The following is a 14,095-nucleotide window of genomic DNA, read 5'->3' as shown; positions in this document are numbered from 1 at the left end:
TTCAATATTAATACGTGACGGTCGCAACAATCCTAATGAAAAAATTGTTTTAGGCACTGAAGCTTTTGAAATGCAATATTTAAACGCTATCAGAGGAGCGATAGACATAGCAAAGACCGAAAATAAACCTGAGCTTGTGCTGAAATTAAATAAAGAAGCAGTAAAATTTATTAATAGTTTTAATGCTTTGAATATGGAAAAATCACAAAAAAATATCTCAAAAAATATGCAAACCGAGATTGACAATGTTGCTGAATTGCTAGGAACAAACGGTATTAAAAATGCTCATAAAAAATTAAATGTTGCTAAAGATTTTCAAAATTTCAATGATGAGCATTGTAATATAGTAACTTTGTCAAAAGTCACCAATGATGAGGGAAAAGAGCATATTGTAGTCGAAGCGGAAGTAGCTTTTAAAGGCTTGACAGACGAACAAAAGCAAGAATATCAAAATAGAGAAGGTAAAAACTGGTATAATGTAATGCCTGAATGGGAGAGGAAGCTTGTTGATCGGTACGCTGATACAATTCAAAACGGTAGGCATGTTATCCCAACCCAGTTAAGACAAATTGTTGGCATGAAAAATGCCTTTGAGAAAATTGGGGCAATAACCGACAAAGACGGTAAAAATTTTGAAACATTGCTTACATCTAAACATGCAGGTACATTAGCCTCGATTTCAAATGATATAGATTCTAGACAAAAAATTACCGACTTAAATGCACGCCAAGCCCAAGAATGGCTTGAAGACGGCTTTACTATTCATACCAATACATTAAACTCAGGTCCTATAGGAGCCGGCAATGATCCCACAATTGTTGATCAGACAAAAAAATCTATGGAAAATGTCGGTGGGAAAAATACTAATACTCCTCTTAATTTATTTAGGCTTATAGGAGTAACAAATAATTTTTCAGGAGTGAGTGATACTTTAAACAAAATAGCAGAAAATTTATTAACTGAAAAAGGAATTGATGAATTAAAAGCACATATTAAACCTAGAAGCAAATTTGAACGTTTTTTTAGGATAAATAAACCTAAAGGAAATGCTGTAGAAATAATTAACAATGCAAATTTAACGGATCAGGAAAAAGAAATATTAAAAAAAGCTGTAACATTAAGAGAAAATATTGAGCAAGCAGATATTCCTTTTAGAATATCCTTCGAGACAAAACTCCCTTTTATATCTTTTGATAAAGAAAATATTAATCTAAATATATCAGATGCCTTAAGTAATTTAACAGAAAAAATAAGACAAAATAAACAAGAGAATAAAACCACTAGTTTAATAAATTTACTTCAGTAAGAAATATTAACAATGTGTGCTAGCGGTAAAGATAGAGAAGGACTTAATGAACATAATAAAATATCTCAAGCATTATCAAAATATACCGGTATAAAAATAACAGACATCGATAAACAATTACTTAAAAACGGTCATATTGCTCAGCAAGCAGGTAGTATTTATGCAGGCGGTGCAACAATAGGTTGTTACGGCACTAAAAAAGAAAATAAAAGAGCTATTCCAAAAAGTAGAAAAGAAACACTTGCTGGTATAATGGAGGTAACGGCTAAAACAAATAAAATTGAAGATAAAAAAAAGATGGATAAAAAGATAGATGCGGAATATGAAAAAAATCATCCTAAAGAATCTATCGTAATACGCAGTGATAAGAAAGTTGTTAAACCGTTAACTAAATCGGTGTCACAACTTAAACCAAATATAACCCCACCGGTTAAATCTAATAAAAGTCAAAATATAGGTATGGAGAAATAATGTCAGAACTTGCAATTGTAACAGGCGGTACTAGAGGAATAGGTAAAGCTACCGCTTTAGAATTAAAAAATATGGGTCTTACGGTAGTTGCTAATTTTTTCAGTAATTACGACGCCGCTAAAGAGATGGAAGAAAAATACGGTATCAAAACTAAACGCTGGAATGTTGCGGATTTTGAAGAATGCAGGCAAGCAGTAAAGGAAATTGAAGAGGAATTTAAAAAACCGGTAAGTATTCTTGTTAACAATGCCGGTATTACCAAAGATAAAATGCTACATAGAATGAGTCATCAAGATTGGAATGACGTCATTAACGTTAATCTCAATTCTTGCTTTAATATGTCTAGCAGCGTAATGGAGCAGATGCGAAACCAAGATTACGATCGTATAGTAAATATCAGTTCAATTAATGCTCAAGCAGGACAGGTTGGACAAACTAATTACTCTGCCGCTAAAGCCGGAATCATCGGTTTTACTAAGGCTCTTGCTTGTGAAACTGCTTCTAAAAATATCACCGTTAACTGTATAGCTCCAGGGTATATTGCAACCGAAATGGTAGGAGCAGTACCCGAAGACGTACTTGCTAAAATCGTTAATAGTATCCCCAAAAAAAGACTAGGACAGCCTGAAGAAATAGCTAGAGCCGTGGCATTTTTAGTTGATAAAAATGCCGGCTTTATAACAGGTGAGACTATTTCTATCAACGGCGGCCATAATATGATTTAAACAAATATAACTAATAATAGATTAGAATATGAAAGAGATAGTAGACCAGTTAATCTCTGAAGGAAGAGAGTTTTTAAGTAAAAGCGAATATAAAGAAGCACTTAAGATATTTACCTTAATTAAACAATATAAAGGTTTTCTACATGCCTATTATTATGAAGGCTTCACTTACTTATATTGGGGAGAGCATACTAATAATATAACTGAGCAACAACCCCTTTATCTTAAAGCAGTAGCTTCATTACGACAAGCAGCTCAATATACATCTAAGCCTAAAAATACTGATTTTTTATTAGGAAAAGCTTTTTGGAAAGCAGGCAAATTAAGCGAAGCTGGTACTGTACTTATCAAATATACACCTTGCCCGGAGCATGAGGAAGAATTTCAGAGAATTCTCAGTCAAATACCCCCAGAACCTAATAAAACTACTAATTCACCGCTGCTACCGAGAGAAAATGATTTATCTAAGAGTCAATTAATTGCACTTAATAAAAGCAACAATAACGAAGAGTTGGCGAAATCAGTAGTAATGCTAGCAAGCAGAGTAACTACACTTGAACACAAGGTTACAGACATAGAGCTAACTATTGCAGACATGAAAAAAATGTTAGCATCTGCAAATATCTCGCTTATTGCAGATATAAACAACCAAATTAAAGAATTGCAAGTCCTTAATCCTAAATTAGAAGAATATTATAAACATTTTAATATGGCTTTACACAATGTATGTATTGCTGCTAGTGCCGTAAGTAGCGGCTTAGTAGTTCCTGATTCGGGGCATTTGGAACGTATAAGTGCCTCTTCTTGGGTGAAATGGGTTTGTTATCTTGGCGACATAGCAGCGTCCGGTTTTTTTAAGTCCTATTGCCACTGCTTTAATAGCAGTTCTGCATGATGCCGGGGATAATATATTTAACTCTAAGGAAGAAAAAAAGCTAGTAGATGTACTTACTAAATTTTGTAAAATGATTAATAAACAATCTAATATGACCGTATCTATAGAACAATATTTACAGAGATTAGCTTTATTTTTTGCTAATTTAAGGAGTGCAGAAATCAAAAAAACTAATGGGACAGATTTCAGTAATTTCTTTACGACTAAACTGCCGTTGCAAGGTAATTTTTTTCGTTATGATACTAATAATACCGACGAAATGAATAGTAATCCTATGGAAAAATTAGCACTTCAAGATGCTATTTCTTTGATTGGTTATATGTATCATAATGCAGAGAATATATTAAAGAATTCTAAATCATTGTTAAACCAAATTATAACTACTGCAAAAGAGGGATTAAGTATATCATGGGAGGAGATAAGAAAAACTACTCCCGGTACTGTAGAAAATGATTTATGGCAAATGGAAAAGCAAGTACCTGAATCTGAAATAATAACCGAGAAAGCAAAAAGCGGGCAGCTGCGAAGTGTAAAAATATCTCGCTTTTCAGTTGATTTCTCAAAACCACTTTTGGAAAAAATAGGGTTTTCTTCAACCAGCATCAAAAGAGGGGTTGAAGATTTTTTTAATCAAAAATATTTTGCTGATAAATTTACTGAAGAAGAACAAGGTTGTTTTGTCTTATTTTTAGCATATAAAATATTTAGATATGGTAATAAGGCATGTCTCGAATATTTTAGTGAGCAACAGCCCGAGCTAATTACAAAAATTTTCAATGATTATCCTCATTTATTTTTTAGGAAAGAGGCAATTAACACATGTATTAAAAATGAAGATGATAGACAAAAAGCACTAGATGCAATAAAATTAACATCATCGGATAAATTTTTTATAGGCTGCTTTGACAAAGTATTCTCTAAGGTAGATGTCGTTGTAGACCTTAGAGTCGCAGAAGAATTTAAACCCGTACCTGCACCTGAAGTTGTACTTGACTTATTAACACTACCTTTAAATATGGATGAAAATTATGATGTACTACCAATAGGTATTGTAGAAGATAACACCACTAAACTTTAAAAATAGACTTCTTCAAAAACTCGCTTATAGGGAGGAATTTGAAGAAGACACGGAACGCAGAACCGCAGCGTACACTTTAGTACATGAGGATTCGAGTACCGGATCGACGTACAAATTACCCCTAGAAGTAGAGTTTCTGAAGAGGTCTAATGACTAGCATATACCACATTCTAGACTATGTTCCTGCTATCTATAAGCAGGACATGGAAATAGAGTATGAGCATTTGGCGATGCAATTAATTAAGTCCGGTAAATTACGTATAGACACCGATGATTGCTGCAATTTTGCAAGGTTTACCGAGCCTGCTCTTAATATAAGCTTAATGGTTAGTAAAGAAGAACTAACAAGCCCGCATTTAATTCCTGAAACTACCAAGCTTTTTCAAAATTTATACAAAAATTACGCTTCAGATCAGAAAATAAAATCAATTTTTGACAATTTAAAAAAGCAAATACAAAAATTGCAGCCGGTTAAGAAAGAAGTAACCGAAATGCTGGCACGTCTTTTTGTTCAGTCGGCTCATCCGATTGTAATAAGATGGCTTCTGCTTAATAAGACGGAAGTATTTCTCACCTATTCGCATAATATCGGCGATATGATGGATATGGTTAGCTGGCAACGAGTAGGCGGTAATAGCGGTATGCAAAGCACTAACGGCAAGGACGTAGCTATTTTTGTTTCATGCGGCGGTAATCCTTTTGCTGAAAACAATAAAGACTATCCTATGTACGGTAATGGCTGTCCTGCTGTTGCTAGGCTTCAGATTATCGCAGCCCAAGAGCTTGGGCATTTTGCCGATATAAAAAGAGATGATAAAGGCAAGCAAATAACTCGCCATTCGGCTAATTTTTCCGGTACTAAAGCTACCGATAAAGTACGAATTGCTAGAAAAAATGATATAATACATTGTCATAATTTGTTTAGTAAGCTCCTTAAAGCGGGTCTGAAAAAGCAGCTAGAATATGAAACGAAGCTTAAGTTTTATAATGCAAATAAAGTTAGTGGCTTAAAAGTTTATGCTATAAAATTCATGATTTTTATATATAAATTTCGGCTTTTAAATTATAGCAGTAGGAATAACCTAATATTTGTAAAAAAATTTAAAACCGACAAATATATGGCATTAATGATTGATGCTATGTTTAAAGATATGCAAGCTAATTTATCGCCCTCAGCTGACGTGTATAAAAATAAAAACCCTGAAATTGAAGAATCCATAGCCTGCATTGAGGCACTCGCTAGAGTACCGCAACAAGCCGTAAAATGGGGATATTTAACCACCAAAGAAACTATGCATGACCTTTATAAAATATATTATAACGAAGTTATATCTTCTTTAATTACTAGCTATAATGCTGTTACCGGTGAATATTATAAACGTGATTTTAAAAAACCAAAAAGCAGCTTCTTTTCTAAAATTAATATCTTTAGTAACAAAAAGCTAGTGCTAAAACCGGTTAGGGAATTATGAGCTATTGCTTTTATAAAAATTTAGTATTATATTTAATATAAAATTATATATAAAAAATGATATGACAAGCTTATCTATTACTCTACCCGATAATATAGCTAAAGCTATTAATGAAATTGCTAAAAAGCTAGGATTATCTAGAACAGCATTTATTCGTCAAGCCATTATACATGAACTCGATAATCTTCAATCTCAATTTGAACAAGACGATATCATAAAAAGCTTTAATGCAATGAAAAAATCTAAAAAATATCTAGAAGAAACGGCAGAAATTACTGAAAACTTAAATTCAGAATTACTAGAAGAAAAGGAAAAATGGTGGAACAAAAAGAAATATTAACACGCGGTGGTATTTATTTAGCTAGGCTTGATCCTGCTAAAATAAATGAAGTTGGAAAAATACGCCCTATAATAATACTAAATTCACTGTAGAGGTTAAGATTTAATCTTACAGGCACTATAAAAATTATATCTGAATGTCTGATAAGTTATGACTGTCAGATGAGTATTCAAGATATAAGATTTCATTATTCTTTTCAACAGCTAACTTCTTACTATCCTTGAAGGTCTGCATAGGATTTTTACCATAACAATATTTCCCAGAATGAGGTCTTTCATTATTATAATGTTCTAACCAAATATCAAGGTCAAGTTGTAGATCATCAAGATCAGTATAAATCTTTTTACGCATAGCCGTATCAAATAATTCTTGCTTCATAGTTTTATTAAAACGTTCACACATACCATTTGTTTGAGGAGAATATGCTTTAGTAGTGTTATGTTCAATGCCCTCAATGCTTAAGAACAATTCAAAAGCATGATGTTCTATATTTCCTTTATATTCACCACCTCTATCAGTTAGAATACGAAGCACTGGTATTTGCTGACTCTCATACCACGGCAGTACTCTATCATTAAGCATGTCAGCAGCGGTAAGAGCTGTTTTATCAGTATATAATTTAGCATCTGCGACCCTAGTATAGCTATCAATAAATACCTGAGAATATACCTTGCCTATACCTTTAAAATTACCTACATAATATGTATCTTGGCATCCTAGATAACCTGGATGCTGTGTATCAATCTCACCATGGGCTTCTTTTTCGCTACGCCGTTTCTCTAATACTTGTAACTGAGCTTCGGTAAGAACAATAACATCTTGAGCCATCTTTGCTTCTAATGCTTTAAGTCTTTTATTGATATTATTTAAATCATTACGTAGCCAAATCGATCTAACTCCTCCAGGTGATACAAGAATACCAGTCTTTTTAAGCTTATTTGATACTCTCATCTGACCATAAGGCTGGGTATTCTATTGCCATATCTAATACTGCTCTCTCTACTGCTGGTTCAACTCTATTCGCTATAATTGGCTTCTTCCTGCTAATCTCATATAACGCCTCTTCTCCACCAGTTTCATATAGCTCTTTGAACCTATAATAACTGTCACTGCTGTATCCCATTGCTTTACAGGCGGACGATATACTACCAAGACTCTTAGCTAATTCTAGTAATCCTATTTTTGGCTTTATTATTTTTTGATTTAGATTCATCTCTAATCCTCCATTTAATATTTATCTTATTTTACTAAATGTAAGATTAAATCTCAATTATTGCAGTTTTAGCGTGGCTATGTAGATTTATCCTCCTCCTGAGGGAAATCAGATTTATCCATTAAATTTTTAGCGATATTGCTTTCTGAAAATTTAGCTGATTGAAAATATTCGGAGATAAGTTTTATCACTTCATCACTAAATTCATCTTGTAGCTCTTTACTTGCAGTTAATTTTTGGTTTTGAATTAACTGTATAGCATCAGATTTTTTATGCTCTAAAAATTCTTCAATTTCTTTAGTTTTTTCTTGAATGATTTTTTTTGTAACTTCATTGCTTTCTTCTATCATTTGAGAGCATAAAGTTTCTAATTTTTGTATTTGTGCGTTGGTTTGTTCAAAGAGCAAAGCAGCATCTTTTTTTAACTTTTCAGCTTTTAGAACTTTTTCTTGGATTTCTAAAATCTTAGCATCTAAAGAATTTAAAATGGCTTTTTTTGCCGGTCTATAAATTAAATATACAAAAATTACAAAACTAACGGCAAGCCAAAAGCTTTCATCTAGGAAATTCATTATTTTACTTTTATATTTTGTAGTAAATTCATATCTGCTTTAGTTCCGGCTATTTTTTCAATAATATTAACTGCGAGCTTTAAGATTGCTTCGCTTTTATTAGTTCTAAATTGCTTAGCAGCTAAATTTATATCTTCAATATTTTGATTTATAGAGTTTTTTAAATCCTGCTCTAGATTCTTTTTTTTAATTAAAAATTCTGATTCTAAAGAGTCTATTTTTTCTTTTTTTAGCCTATCTATTTCGGTATTTGTTTTGTCTATTTCCTCGTTATAATATTTATTTAGCTTTTCTACTTCTAGGGCTAGATTATCGGCTTGCGTAATATTATCTTGAATATTTGTCTGTCTAATATTAAAAATTTCTTCGGCTTTTGGAGTGATAAATTTATAAACAAAGATATACAATAAGCCGAAAGTAACGATAAGCCAAAAAATTTGTGAATAATAGTTAGCAATATCAAATTGAGGCATCTTATTTAAAAATGAATTTTAAGAAAAAATAAGTAACATAGCAATTACAAAGGAAAAAAGTCCCATTGCTTCAGCAAGACCTGCACCGATCAGAGCCATTCTTTGTAAGTTTTCTGCAGCTGAAGGGTTTCGTGCTATTGAACTAAGTAGAGAGCTAAATATATTACTAACACCTAGAGCCGCACCGTACATGCCGATAGCCATAAGCCCTATACCAATAAATTTTAAAGAAACCATATCCATAAAAAACCTAACTTTTAATTAATCAAAAAATAAATATATACTCGCTCAATTTAAAAAATTGGCTTCGTTATTTTTTGCTTTTAATCCTCACGTACTAGTATGTACGCTGCGGTTAAAAGCTTCAAAACGCCTCGCTCTTTTTCAAATTGAGCTTCGTATACCAACTCTTCATTTACTCAAGGTATATAAATTATTACTAACCGAATAGCGAATTATGTAATAATCCGCTATTCGCATCAGTGTAAATTAATAGTATCATTAAGATACATACAAGATAAAATAGTAAAAATATAAGCTTGAAGTATTGCAACAAAAATTTCAAACCCAATTAGTATCACCATAAGAGGGATTGGCAGAAATTTCAAGTAAATCATTAATGAAACGGTAAAACCGGCTATTACTTTTAATAAAACATGTCCCGCCATCATATTAGCGGCGAGTCGCAATGATAAACTAACCGGTCTTGCTAAATATGTAAACAGTTCAATTACTATCATCAACGGTGCTAACCATAAAGGAGTACCGTGTGGTAAAAAAAGAGTTAAAAAACGTAAGCCGTGTTTTACGAAACCGACTATAGTGACCGTTAAAAATACTAGAATTGCTAAGGTAAAAGTAACGATAATATGACTAGTAGCAGTAAAGCTATAAGGTGTCATACCAAGTAAATTACAGAATAAAATAAAAATAAACAAACTAAAAACTAACGGAATAAATTTGTGTCCTTTTACTCCTATATTCTGATTTAACATATCAGCTACAAGATTATAAACTATTTCAGCACTTACTTGTAATCTAGAAGGTACTAATTTCCGGTTATAAAAAGCTAAGTAAAAATAAGTTAGAGCTAAGATGCTAGCAAGTAACATATAGATACTCGAATTAGTAAAGCTGACGTCAAAACCGAACATTTTGATGTCTATCAATTTTTTGATATCAAATTGTGCTAAAGGGCTATGAGTCATTTCCTTATTTTCTGCATTATAATGTTAAAGCCGGCAATCATTCCTATTATTGTAAATATAATAAGAAATAATGGTTTAGAATTAAAAAATTTATCCGTAAATATTCCAATTACGACACCTACCATTGTACCTGAAACTAAATCTACAGCGATAGTGAACGGGCTAATTTCTTGCCGAATTTTAGGATTAGAAAACTTAGGAGTTTTTAACTCTTTAATTCTTGCTTTGATATCTTTTAGTTTTTCCGTATTCATTAATTTATCTCCGTCATTGCGAGGAGCCGTAGGCGACGCGGCAATCCAGGAAATAATTAAAAAAATTCTGTAAATAAGAATTTTTTTTCTTCCTTGCTTCGTCAATTACTTCGTAATTTCCTCGCAATGACGGGAAAACTGATCCACTCTTCTTTTAGTCGCTCGCAATGACGACCGTATTAAATTACAAACTCATCTCATTTTTTGCTTTTTCTTTCTGCTCCTCTAAAGCTTTATCGACTGCCGTAGAAATACTATCTATACTATAATTTCCGGTTTGTACTCCGTTAACGAAGAAAGAAGGAGTGCCTATAAATTTTGGTGCTTTTGCTACAAAATTAGTATTAGCAATTAGCGTTTCAGTAATTTTATCACTATTTAAACATTGCTTATATTCTTCCGGAGGAACACCGCCAAGCTGACCTATATCAGTTAATAATTCTCTGTATTTATTGCTATATGCCCATTTATCTTGTTGTTGTAATATAATATTATGAAACTGTACAAAACTATTTATATCACCCTTGCAGCGGGCTAAAATTGCAGCGTCTAAATCTTGTTTTGTAGCAATAAATTCACGAACCACATATGCAATTTTATTAGTATCGATATATTTTTTCTTAAGTTCCGGAAAAATTGTTTGATGATAATAAGCACAATGCGGACAGGTAGGAGAAAAATACTCGACTACTATAACATTTGATTTTTTGTTACCGAGAACCATATCATTATCATCAACTTTAAAAGTAACTTTAACAGGTTTTATTTCAGGATTTTTTTGTTCTTGTGAAGGCGGCGTTGATACTTCATCAGTCTGATTATTATCGTTAGCAGGTACTATCGATTCAGCTGCATTTTCAGAATTTACTGCTTCTTGATTTATTTCTTGAGAAGTGTTGTTGTTTTGCAGAGTTTCCTGCTCTATTATTTGTTTCTCTTCTTGGTTCTTATTTTGTGTTTTTTCTTCTGAACAACTACTCAAAAATAATAAAAATATCGGCACGATAAAAATACTTCGCATAACTTTCCCTTAACTATTAACTTTCTCTACAATAAAAGCGTATCAATTTTATTTCAATAAAAATATCTACTTTATAATAGAAGCAAAATGTGCTATGCTATAGAAAATAATAGTCTAACATTAAGTTCTTAGGCACTAAAACCACTACGGAGGAATTAATAATGGCAAATACAACACAATCCGAAAATAAAACCGAACAAAAATCCGAGTTTAAAATAGGGCAGAGAATTGTCTATCCTGCACATGGAGTTGGTGAAATAACAAATATTGAATATCATACTATTGCAGGTACTGAAATTAAAGTATATTTAATTTCCTTTTCGCAAGATAAAATGACATTAAAAGTGCCTGTTAGTAGAGCTGCGGTTGTTGGTCTTAGAGCGGTTGCAAGCAGAAAAGATTTAGATGTCATATATTCAACTCTTCAAGGTAAACCAAAACAAGGAAATAGAATGTGGAGTAGAAGAGCCCAAGAATATGAAGGCAAAATTAACTCAGGTAATATTGTAGCCATAGCCGAAGTATTACGGGACTTACATAAAAATGTTGATAATGATCGTTCTTACAGTGAAAGAACACTCTACGAATCAGCTTTAAATAGACTCGCAGGCGAGCTTGCTATCCTTGAAAACATCCACCCAACCGAAGCAATTAATAAGTTAGTTGAAGTATTACGTGAAAAATTAGTAGCATAGATATACTCGGTCAATTTCAAAAATTGGCTACGTCGTTCTACAAGAGCTATGGTTCTCACGTATTAAGTATACGCTGCGATCTTCGCCTTGTGAACTCCTTGCTCTTTTTGAAATTGACCTTCGTCTACCGATTCTTCATTTTACTTCGGAGTATATTTTTTGTCATTGTGAGGAGGTCTTGTTGCATGGCTCAAAAAATGCCCTCGCTGTCATACCGTGGCTTGTCCACAATATCCAGTAAAACAACCAAAAATACTAAAATTATTAGTATTTTTAACTGGATCCCGTGAATAAATCACGGGATGACAAGAGTGAAGTTGAGCCATGCAACAATGCCGCTTTTGCAGGAATGACATAAAGAGCATTACCGGTCCAAGCAACAAAGCAGACTTGACCATGAACATTTTAATTACCCTACTAACAGATAGTTCATCCGAAATTTCTCAAGGGATGCAGTAACTACATAGTCAACAAATTCTTTTAATAGTTTTGGATCAGTTACTTCTTGCCCTTTATCGTCACGAGCGGTTAAAAGTTTTGAATTAATTTTTTCAAGAACGCCTTTCTTAATATCATCAATATTATGCGTACCGTCTAACATTTCTAAAATATATTTTTCATGTATCGGTATACCTACCATATCGTTAAGTCTATTAGTGACGCTAAACACGCTAGTTACATTATTAAAATGTGCTTGTTTTGCTTGGTATCTTGCAAACTCGCTAGTTTTGGGTTTTTCGGTGATAGTTGCTATAGCATGCGGCTTGGTCTCAAATATTTTTAGATAACCTTGAAAAATGAATGTGATAAAATGCTGTTCTAATGCTGCTAAGAAATCTTGTAATTGATATTTACCAAGCTTTTTAAAAGCTTCTTTTGCTACTTGTTCTAAGCTTATCGGATTGCTAATATTTTCAGCATATACATATAAAATAGCTTTCATAATAGGTGAAGTGGTTGAAATAAAAGGATCAGATAAATTTTCGTAATAGAAGCTAATATTTTCCTGCTCGTTAGTTAAATCAACGTCTTTTTCTGGAGTTACCGGTCTAATATTAAGGCTAGTATAAAACCCTTTTAAATTATTAAATTCAATTTTTCTGTTTATAGGTATGTTTTGATGACATAATAATGTCGAACGGAATTTTCTATTAGTGATAAAATCCATATATTGCTCTGTACGGACAATATCGTTAACAGCTTGTAGTTGTTCTGCTGCTTTAGCCGGTAAATTACCGATAAACATTGCAGTAATCGACGTATCACCTAAGTAATTTAGATGATTTTTTTGAGCTTTTTCTATGAATTGGTGAAAATATGTACCTGTATTAATTTCGCCTAAATATTCATGTAATACATACGAGTCCGTATATGCGAATAATAATTTTGTTTCATCTCGTAGGAAATTAGAATAAGGAGTTGTAGAACTTTCTAATGAGTCATTGATAAACTTTAAAAGTAATCTAGCTTGCTGTAATTTATCGTGGCTAGTATTAAATAGCTCTGAATGGAACATCATCATTTCACGTATAGTTCTCTGCATATTCCAGCCAGGCAGCGTATTATAGCTTACGAAAGCGATACCGTTTGGATTTAGCAGTTTATTATAGACTTCAAGTATTTTATCTTGTACTTCTTTAGGCACCCACGAATATACGCCGTGACAAACTATATAATCAAACTTACCGTATGACTCATCAAGGTCCAATATAGATAATGCTTTTAGTTCGGCGTTTTTTATTTTCAAATCACTGATAATTTTTTTACCTAATTCTATTTGTGTTTTGGATAAGTCAACACCTAGAGATTGTGATTTAGGATATGTTTCAGCAAAGTTAAGCAGATTAACACCAACTCCACAACCGATATCAAGTACTTTAGCAGTTTCAAGAGGCGGAGGGTTTAGTCCAAATAGCTTACCGATAGTTCTTAAATACGGTGGGGAGGTATAACTGAAAGTAAATGGAGAGTAAGGTACTTCATCGTAGGATATTTTATTAGCTTGTTTTGTCATATATTGTTCTTAAATAAAAAAATAATTCTAAGGAGTTTTAAAAGATTAAGCAATAGATTTTACATACAAAAACTTTTAAATTACTATATAACTTATTTTAGTGGTCATACTAATAATTTAAGGTAAATATTAATTTTATTCATATTATGAAAAATAGTAATGTTCAAATATCTTCTACCAAAAATAAACATACTTCTTTTATTACAACCAAAAAAAAATTGCCGGTCGATAAGATAGTACTTCTAGAGATTGATACTAAAGAAAATAAAAAAAGTTATTTTGGCTATTTAAGAGGCACTGTTAAAATTAATGATGATATAGTAAATTTTTCTTGTGAATCTGATTGGGAATGACATTC

Annotated in this window: 16 protein-coding genes and 2 pseudogenes; 10 read left to right on the top strand and 8 right to left on the bottom strand. The window is 32.3% G+C overall.

All coding sequences use genetic code 11. The features are described from left to right. Positions 1 to 70 precede the first annotated feature (70 nt). The 8 genes and pseudogenes from ACE38Q_RS06750 (at position 71) to ACE38Q_RS06715 (ending at position 6,287) form a co-directional block, all read left to right on the top strand. Entirely contained in the window at positions 71 to 1,306 is a 1,236-nt protein-coding gene (locus ACE38Q_RS06750) for a hypothetical protein (protein ID WP_500190697.1), read from the top strand. Positions 1,307 to 1,318: 12 nt separating this feature from the next. After that, positions 1,319 to 1,777 (top strand): hypothetical protein, encoded by a 459-nt coding sequence (locus ACE38Q_RS06745; protein ID WP_500190694.1) that lies wholly within the window; start codon positions 1,319 to 1,321, stop codon positions 1,775 to 1,777. After that, positions 1,777 to 2,502 carry an SDR family oxidoreductase gene (locus tag ACE38Q_RS06740; RefSeq protein WP_500190692.1) on the top strand — a complete coding sequence of 242 codons (726 nt, stop codon included), beginning with the start codon at positions 1,777 to 1,779 and terminating at the stop codon, positions 2,500 to 2,502. The genes ACE38Q_RS06745 and ACE38Q_RS06740 overlap by 1 nt, the downstream gene beginning before the upstream one ends. Positions 2,503 to 2,530: 28 nt before the next feature. Then, positions 2,531 to 3,397 (top strand): tetratricopeptide repeat protein, encoded by an 867-nt coding sequence (locus ACE38Q_RS06735; protein ID WP_500190689.1) that lies wholly within the window; start codon positions 2,531 to 2,533, stop codon positions 3,395 to 3,397. A 551-nt stretch (positions 3,398 to 3,948) separates the two neighbouring features. Continuing rightward, a pseudogene (locus tag ACE38Q_RS06730) lies at positions 3,949 to 4,475 on the top strand (hypothetical protein). Continuing rightward, positions 4,456 to 4,632, top strand: coding sequence for a palindromic element RPE1 domain-containing protein (locus ACE38Q_RS06725; RefSeq protein WP_500191371.1), 177 nt, complete (start codon positions 4,456 to 4,458; stop codon positions 4,630 to 4,632). The pseudogene ACE38Q_RS06730 and the gene ACE38Q_RS06725 overlap by 20 nt, the downstream one beginning before the upstream one ends. Then, positions 4,625 to 5,947 (top strand): DUF2748 family protein, encoded by a 1,323-nt coding sequence (locus ACE38Q_RS06720; protein ID WP_500190687.1) that lies wholly within the window; start codon positions 4,625 to 4,627, stop codon positions 5,945 to 5,947. The genes ACE38Q_RS06725 and ACE38Q_RS06720 overlap by 8 nt, the downstream gene beginning before the upstream one ends. Before the next feature lie 61 nt (positions 5,948 to 6,008). Then, positions 6,009 to 6,287, top strand: coding sequence for a ribbon-helix-helix protein, CopG family (locus ACE38Q_RS06715; RefSeq protein ID WP_500190685.1), 279 nt, complete (start codon positions 6,009 to 6,011; stop codon positions 6,285 to 6,287). Between the two features lie 126 nt (positions 6,288 to 6,413). Here ACE38Q_RS06715 and ACE38Q_RS06710 read toward each other — a convergent pair. The 7 genes and pseudogenes from ACE38Q_RS06710 to ACE38Q_RS06680 all read right to left on the bottom strand — a co-directional run bounded on the left by ACE38Q_RS06710 (position 6,414) and on the right by ACE38Q_RS06680 (position 11,028). After that, positions 6,414 to 7,500: pseudogene (locus ACE38Q_RS06710) on the bottom strand (IS481 family transposase). A 77-nt stretch (positions 7,501 to 7,577) separates the two neighbouring features. Next, the gene (locus ACE38Q_RS06705) at positions 7,578 to 8,072 is read right to left on the bottom strand and encodes a F0F1 ATP synthase subunit B (RefSeq protein ID WP_500190683.1); all 495 of its coding nucleotides are present in this window, start codon (positions 8,070 to 8,072) and stop codon (positions 7,578 to 7,580) included. After that, a complete protein-coding gene (locus tag ACE38Q_RS06700) occupies positions 8,072 to 8,545 on the bottom strand; it encodes a F0F1 ATP synthase subunit B family protein (RefSeq protein WP_500190680.1) in 474 nt (157 codons plus the stop codon). The genes ACE38Q_RS06705 and ACE38Q_RS06700 overlap by 1 nt, the downstream gene beginning before the upstream one ends. 18 nt (positions 8,546 to 8,563) lie before the next feature. Next, the gene (locus ACE38Q_RS06695) at positions 8,564 to 8,788 is read right to left on the bottom strand and encodes a F0F1 ATP synthase subunit C (protein WP_010420727.1); all 225 of its coding nucleotides are present in this window, start codon (positions 8,786 to 8,788) and stop codon (positions 8,564 to 8,566) included. Between the two features lie 236 nt (positions 8,789 to 9,024). Next, positions 9,025 to 9,753: a F0F1 ATP synthase subunit A gene (locus ACE38Q_RS06690; protein ID WP_500190677.1), complete on the bottom strand. Its 729-nt coding sequence runs from the start codon at positions 9,751 to 9,753 to the stop codon at positions 9,025 to 9,027. After that, positions 9,750 to 10,007 (bottom strand): AtpZ/AtpI family protein, encoded by a 258-nt coding sequence (locus ACE38Q_RS06685; RefSeq protein ID WP_500190675.1) that lies wholly within the window; start codon positions 10,005 to 10,007, stop codon positions 9,750 to 9,752. Before ACE38Q_RS06685 ends, ACE38Q_RS06690 begins: the two co-directional genes overlap by 4 nt. 184 nt (positions 10,008 to 10,191) lie before the next feature. After that, positions 10,192 to 11,028 carry a DsbA family protein gene (locus ACE38Q_RS06680; protein ID WP_500190673.1) on the bottom strand — a complete coding sequence of 279 codons (837 nt, stop codon included), beginning with the start codon at positions 11,026 to 11,028 and terminating at the stop codon, positions 10,192 to 10,194. Between the two features lie 161 nt (positions 11,029 to 11,189). Between ACE38Q_RS06680 and ACE38Q_RS06675 the strand changes: the two genes are divergently transcribed. Continuing rightward, positions 11,190 to 11,723 carry a CarD family transcriptional regulator gene (locus ACE38Q_RS06675; protein WP_500190670.1) on the top strand — a complete coding sequence of 178 codons (534 nt, stop codon included), beginning with the start codon at positions 11,190 to 11,192 and terminating at the stop codon, positions 11,721 to 11,723. A 409-nt stretch (positions 11,724 to 12,132) separates the two neighbouring features. On the opposite strand, the gene ACE38Q_RS06670 is transcribed toward ACE38Q_RS06675, so the two are convergent. Further along, positions 12,133 to 13,737, bottom strand: a complete 1,605-nt coding sequence (locus ACE38Q_RS06670; RefSeq protein WP_500190668.1) for a class I SAM-dependent methyltransferase — start codon at positions 13,735 to 13,737, stop codon at positions 12,133 to 12,135. Positions 13,738 to 13,883: 146 nt separating this feature from the next. Here ACE38Q_RS06670 and ACE38Q_RS06665 point away from each other — a divergent pair, with 146 nt between their 5' ends. After that, the gene (locus ACE38Q_RS06665; RefSeq protein WP_500190666.1) at positions 13,884 to 14,090 is read left to right on the top strand and encodes a type II toxin-antitoxin system Phd/YefM family antitoxin; all 207 of its coding nucleotides are present in this window, start codon (positions 13,884 to 13,886) and stop codon (positions 14,088 to 14,090) included. Positions 14,091 to 14,095: the final 5 nt, after the last annotated feature.

The sequence above is a fragment of the Rickettsia endosymbiont of Thecocarcelia acutangulata genome (assembly GCF_964263195.1).
Lineage (GTDB): Bacteria > Pseudomonadota > Alphaproteobacteria > Rickettsiales > Rickettsiaceae > Rickettsia > Rickettsia felis.
The sequence above is the reverse complement of the archived record's forward strand: the minus strand, read 5'-3'. Positions and strand labels throughout refer to the sequence as shown.